Consider the following 5,705-nt stretch of genomic DNA (forward strand, 5'->3'; position numbering starts at 1 on the left):
GTGGTGTTGTGTGGTTGTTTTTGGCTGGTTTCGAATTTTGCGCGTGCCTGTTTACTGGTTTTTCCTGGTGGTGGGTGCGTGTCTGTAATGCATTTACGGAGAGTTTGATCCTGGCTCAGGATGAACGCTGGCGGCGTGCTTAACACATGCAAGTCGAACGATGATCCCAGCTTGCTGGGGGATTAGTGGCGAACGGGTGAGTAACACGTGAGTAACCTGCCCTTGACTCTGGGATAAGCCTGGGAAACCGGGTCTAATACTGGATATGACCTTCTGGCGCATGCCATGTTGGTGGAAAGCTTTATTGCGGTTTTGGATGGACTCGCGGCCTATCAGCTTGTTGGTGGGGTAATGGCCTACCAAGGCGACGACGGGTAGCCGGCCTGAGAGGGTGGACGGCCACACTGGGACTGAGACACGGCCCAGACTCCTACGGGAGGCAGCAGTGGGGAATATTGCACAATGGGCGCAAGCCTGATGCAGCGACGCCGCGTGGGGGATGAAGGCCTTCGGGTTGTAAACCTCTTTCAGTAGGGAAGAAGCGAAAGTGACGGTACCTGCAGAAGAAGCGCCGGCTAACTACGTGCCAGCAGCCGCGGTAATACGTAGGGCGCAAGCGTTATCCGGAATTATTGGGCGTAAAGAGCTCGTAGGCGGTTTGTCGCGTCTGCCGTGAAAGTCCGGGGCTTAACTCCGGATCTGCGGTGGGTACGGGCAGACTAGAGTGATGTAGGGGAGACTGGAATTCCTGGTGTAGCGGTGAAATGCGCAGATATCAGGAGGAACACCGATGGCGAAGGCAGGTCTCTGGGCATTAACTGACGCTGAGGAGCGAAAGCATGGGGAGCGAACAGGATTAGATACCCTGGTAGTCCATGCCGTAAACGTTGGGCACTAGGTGTGGGGGACATTCCACGTTTTCCGCGCCGTAGCTAACGCATTAAGTGCCCCGCCTGGGGAGTACGGCCGCAAGGCTAAAACTCAAAGGAATTGACGGGGGCCCGCACAAGCGGCGGAGCATGCGGATTAATTCGATGCAACGCGAAGAACCTTACCAAGGCTTGACATGAACTGGAACAGCGCAGAGATGTGTTGGCCGCTTGCGGCCGGTTTACAGGTGGTGCATGGTTGTCGTCAGCTCGTGTCGTGAGATGTTGGGTTAAGTCCCGCAACGAGCGCAACCCTCGTTCTATGTTGCCAGCGCGTTATGGCGGGGACTCATAGGAGACTGCCGGGGTCAACTCGGAGGAAGGTGGGGACGACGTCAAATCATCATGCCCCTTATGTCTTGGGCTTCACGCATGCTACAATGGCCGGTACAAAGGGTTGCGATACTGTGAGGTGGAGCTAATCCCAAAAAGCCGGTCTCAGTTCGGATTGAGGTCTGCAACTCGACCTCATGAAGTCGGAGTCGCTAGTAATCGCAGATCAGCAACGCTGCGGTGAATACGTTCCCGGGCCTTGTACACACCGCCCGTCAAGTCACGAAAGTTGGTAACACCCGAAGCCGGTGGCCTAACCCCCTTGTGGGGAGGGAGCTGTCGAAGGTGGGACCGGCGATTGGGACTAAGTCGTAACAAGGTAGCCGTACCGGAAGGTGCGGCTGGATCACCTCCTTTCTAAGGAGCACCTCGAATGACGCGCCGATCCTGTGTGGTTGGTGTGGGGTTCGTAGGAGTATGGCCTATTGCGCGGGCGTTTGTTCCGCGGTGGGCTGCTCAAGGGTGGAATATCAATGGATAGGTGCCTGGTGGCGCTGGCTGGTTGCAGAGTACGATCGCCTTTTGGTGGTGTGGAAATGGTTCTGGTTGGTGGTGATTGGGTTATCGTATGGCACACTGTTGGGTCCTGAAATAACAGGGCTCTGATTGTCGTGGACAAGTGTTCTGCTGGTTTGGTGCGTCGTTGTGGCGTGTCGGGTTGGTGGGGTGTTGTTTGTGGGGGTTGGGGTGCTGGGGTTTCTGGTTTTTCCCTGCCATGGCAGCGGGATCCTCGTGTTTGGGGGTTTTGGTTGGTGGTGTGGGGTTGTTGGTTGAGAACTGCATAGTGGACGAGAGCATCTTAAAAATAAGAAGCAATTTCAAAAAATCTTGGTTTCAGACTTTTAGTTTGATGCCATGGTTTTCTCGATATGTTTTTTGATCTTTTGTGGTCAAGTTTTTAAGGGCACACGGTGGATGCCTTGGCATCAAGAGCCGAAGAAGGACGTGGGAATCTGCGATAAGCCTGGGGGAGTCGATAACCGGACTGTGAGCCCAGGATTTCCGAATGGGGAAACCCCGCCTGGCCAGCGATGGACCGGGTGACCCGCATCTGAACACATAGGGTGCGTGGAGGGAACGTGGGGAAGTGAAACATCTCAGTACCCACAGGAAGAGAAAACAATAGTGATTCCGTTAGTAGTGGCGAGCGAACGCGGATGAGGCTAAACCAGTGGTGTGTGATAGCCGGCGGGCGTTGCATCACTGGGGTTGCGGGACTTTCCGTTCTGATTCTGCCGGATCAGTGAAATGAGTGCAGGCGTATAGGTGAACGGTCTTGAAAGGCCGGCCGGAGAGGGTGTAAGTCCCGTAACCGTAATGCGTGCTGCCGTTTGGAGAGTATCCCAAGTAGTACGGGGCCCGAGAAATCCCGTGCGAATCTGCCAGGACCACCTGGTAAGCCTAAATACTCCTTGATGACCGATAGCGGACAAGTACCGTGAGGGAAAGGTGAAAAGTACCCCGGGAGGGGAGTGAAACAGTACCTGAAACCGTGTGCCTACAATCCGTCAGAGCGTTGCCATCCTTTCGGGGGTGGTGGTGTGATGGCGTGCCTTTTGAAGAATGAGCCTGCGAGTTAGTGTTACGTCGCGAGGTTAACCCGTGTGGGGAAGCCGTAGCGAAAGCGAGTCTGAATAGGGCGAGTGAGTGGCGTGATCTAGACCCGAAGCGAAGTGATCTACCCATGGCCAGGTTGAAGCGACGGTAAGACGTCGTGGAGGACCGAACCCACTTCAGTTGAAAATGGAGGGGATGAGCTGTGGGTAGGGGTGAAAGGCCAATCAAACTTCGTGATAGCTGGTTCTCCCCGAAATGCATTTAGGTGCAGCGTTGCGTGTTTCTTACCGGAGGTAGAGCTACTGGATGGCTAATGGGCCCTACAAGGTTACTGACGTCAGCCAAACTCCGAATGCCGGTAAGTGAGAGCGCAGCAGTGAGACTGTGGGGGATAAGCTTCATAGTCGAGAGGGAAACAGCCCAGACCACCAACTAAGGCCCCTAAGCGTGTGCTAAGTGGGAAAGGATGTGGAGTTGCGAAGACAACCAGGAGGTTGGCTTAGAAGCAGCCATCCTTGAAAGAGTGCGTAATAGCTCACTGGTCAAGTGATTCCGCGCCGACAATGTAGCGGGGCTCAAGTACACCGCCGAAGTTGTGGATTTCAGATATTAGCTAAGCCGGAGACTTGTTCTCCTGAGTTCAGGCGTCTGGAGTGGTAGGGGAGCGTCGTGTGGGCGGTGAAGTCGCGGTGTAAACCAGCGGTGGAGCCTACACGAGTGAGAATGCAGGCATGAGTAGCGAAAGACGGGTGAGAAACCCGTCCGCCGAATGATCAAGGGTTCCAGGGTCAAGCTAATCTGCCCTGGGTAAGTCGGGACCTAAGGCGAGGCCGACAGGCGTAGTCGATGGACAACGGGTTGATATTCCCGTACCGGCGAAAAACCGCCCATACTGAGCAGGGGATACTAACCGCCCAATACCTGACCGCCCACTTCGGGGTGACGTGGTTTTTGGTGGAGCGCGGGACCTGATCCTGGGAGGTAAGCGTATTAACAGGTGTGACGCAGGAAGGTAGCCGGGCCGGGCGATGGTTGCCCCGGTCTAAGGATGTAGGAGGGACCATAGGCAAATCCGTGGTCCTGGTTTTGATACCGTCTCTGAGACCCGATGGGCCCCGTTATGCGGGGATCCGGTGATCCTATGCTGCCTAGAAAAGCATCGGCGCGAGGTTTTAGCCGCCCGTACCCCAAACCGACACAGGTGATCAGGTAGAGAATACTAAGGCGATCGAGAGAATTATGGTTAAGGAACTCGGCAAAATGCCCCCGTAACTTCGGGAGAAGGGGGGCCTCACCCGTGACCAACACTTGCTGTTGTGAGCGTTGTGGGGCCGCAGAGACCAGGGGGAAGCGACTGTTTACTAAAAACACAGGTCCGTGCGAAGTCGCAAGACGATGTATACGGACTGACTCCTGCCCGGTGCTGGAAGGTTAAGAGGACCGGTTAGTGCCCTTCGGGGTGCGAAGCTGGGAATTTAAGCCCCAGTAAACGGCGGTGGTAACTATAACCATCCTAAGGTAGCGAAATTCCTTGTCGGGTAAGTTCCGACCTGCACGAATGGAGTAACGACTTCCCCGCTGTCTCAACCATAAGCTCGGCGAAATTGCACTACGAGTAAAGATGCTCGTTACGCGCAGCAGGACGGAAAGACCCCGAGACCTTCACTATAGTTTGGTATTGGTGTTCGGTGTGGCTTGTGTAGGATAGGTGGGAGACTGTGAACCCTGGACGCTAGTTCAGGGGGAGTCATCGTTGAAATACCACTCTGGTCATACTGGATATCTAACTTCGGCCCGTAATCCGGGTCAGGGACAGTGCCTGATGGGTAGTTTAACTGGGGCGGTTGCCTCCTAAAAAGTAACGGAGGCGCCCAAAGGTTCCCTCAGCCTGGTTGGCAATCAGGTGTCGAGTGTAAGTGCACAAGGGAGCTTGACTGTGAGAGAGACATCTCAAGCAGGGACGAAAGTCGGGACTAGTGATCCGGCGGTACATTGTGGAATGGCCGTCGCTCAACGGATAAAAGGTACCTCGGGGATAACAGGCTGATCTTGCCCAAGAGTCCATATCGACGGCATGGTTTGGCACCTCGATGTCGGCTCGTCGCATCCTGGGGCTGGAGTAGGTCCCAAGGGTTGGGCTGTTCGCCCATTAAAGCGGTACGCGAGCTGGGTTTAGAACGTCGTGAGACAGTTCGGTCCCTATCCGCTGCGCGCGCAGGAAATTTGAGAAGGGCTGTCCTTAGTACGAGAGGACCGGGACGGACGAACCTCTGGTGTGTCAGTTGTACTGCCAAGTGCACCGCTGATTAGCTACGTTCGGATGGGATAACCGCTGAAAGCATCTAAGCGGGAAGCCTGCTTCGAGATGAGATTTCCATACACATTTGTGTGAGAGGCCCCCAGCCAGACCACTGGGTTGATAGGCCGGACGTGGAAGCAAGGACTAACGACTTGTGAAGCTGACCGGTACTAATAAGCCGATAACTTACACCACACACACCACCCGTGAACGGCATCAAAAGACGTTCACACCAAGGATGGTGTAAAGATATGCTGCTTTCGTCCACTATGCGGTTCCCAACCAACAACAGGAACCAAAAAACACAACACAATACAGGTATATACTGTTCAAGTTGTAACCAAAAAAACTTCCCACCCCACACGGCTCACACAGCCAGTGCAGGGGAACGGGTAAAAGGGTTACGGCGGTCACAGCGTGGGGGAAACGCCCGGTCCCATTCCGAACCCGGAAGCTAAGACCCACAGCGCCGATGGTACTGCACCCGAGAGAGTGTGGGAGAGTAGGACACCGCCGGACAACCATTAGACGAAAGGCCCCACCACCGGTGGGGCCTTTCGCACTTAACCCACCACACCCCAAACACA

At 55.0% G+C, this 5,705-nt stretch carries 3 rRNA genes; all 3 read left to right on the forward strand.

The features are described 5' to 3' along the window. The first annotated feature begins 92 nt into the window (after positions 1–92). The 3 genes from DDA93_RS15835 (at position 93) to rrf (ending at position 5,637) form a co-directional block, all read left to right on the forward strand. Positions 93–1,619, forward strand: a 16S ribosomal RNA gene (locus DDA93_RS15835). Positions 1,620–2,150: 531 nt separating this feature from the next. After that, positions 2,151–5,313: ribosomal RNA gene (locus DDA93_RS15840) — 23S ribosomal RNA — on the forward strand. Between the two features lie 207 nt (positions 5,314–5,520). Further along, a 5S ribosomal RNA gene (gene rrf, locus DDA93_RS15845) occupies positions 5,521–5,637 on the forward strand. Together the 16S, 23S and 5S rRNA genes form the textbook arrangement of a ribosomal RNA operon. Positions 5,638–5,705 lie beyond the last annotated feature (68 nt).

The organism is Arthrobacter sp. Bz4 (genome assembly GCF_003075455.1).
In the GTDB taxonomy this organism is placed as follows: domain Bacteria; phylum Actinomycetota; class Actinomycetes; order Actinomycetales; family Micrococcaceae; genus Arthrobacter_D.